This is a genomic window from Pseudomonas sp. 05T35 (assembly GCF_056396605.1).
Genome location: NZ_JBFTLU010000877.1, coordinates 1 through 617, shown reverse-complemented (window position 1 = coordinate 617; position 617 = coordinate 1). Strand labels below are relative to the sequence as shown.

Genomic DNA, 617 nt, shown 5'->3' with positions numbered 1-617 from the left:
GTCGAGGCGATTGCTGTTGAACAGTTCGGCGAGCAAGCGCTGAACCAGTTGTGGATCGCCGCCGGTGAGTAACTGCAAGCCGTCCAGGTGAAAGGCTTGATCCTCGATGATCGGCTTGAGTGCTTCCAGTCGTTGGCCCAACGTGGTCAGGCTGATGGGTTTGAACAGGCAATCGTTCATGCCAGCCTGTCGGCATCGGTGTTTTTCCTCCGGTTGAGCATTGGCGGTGAAGCCAAGCACCGTGCAGGGCGGGCGCTGCTCATCGTGTTCGATCTGGCGGATGGCACGGGTGAGCTCGTAGCCGTTCATCAGCGGCATATTGCAGTCTGCAATCACCAGGTCGAAATGGCCCGCTTTCCATGCCTGGAAACCTGCCTCACCGTTGTTGGCCGTGACGGATCGATGCCCCAGAAAACCGAGTTGCTGGCACATGAGCAATCGATTCGCGGGGTGGTCGTCGACCACCAGCACGTCCAGGGTGACCGAGGCGTTCGCGATGACCGGTTGCGGGGTGTCCAGCACCACGGCGTCTGGCAGCGCGGCCATCGGTAATGAAATCCGGACCTGAGTGCCGACCCCAGGCGTACTGCTCAGTTGCACGCAGCCACCCATCATTT

1 protein-coding gene is annotated in these 617 nt (G+C 60.1%); it reads right to left on the bottom strand.

Going from position 1 to position 617, the window contains the following annotated elements:
* On the bottom strand, nucleotides 1-617 hold a 617-nt coding region (locus tag AC1DH9_RS30430; RefSeq protein WP_477809492.1), incomplete at both ends, for a response regulator.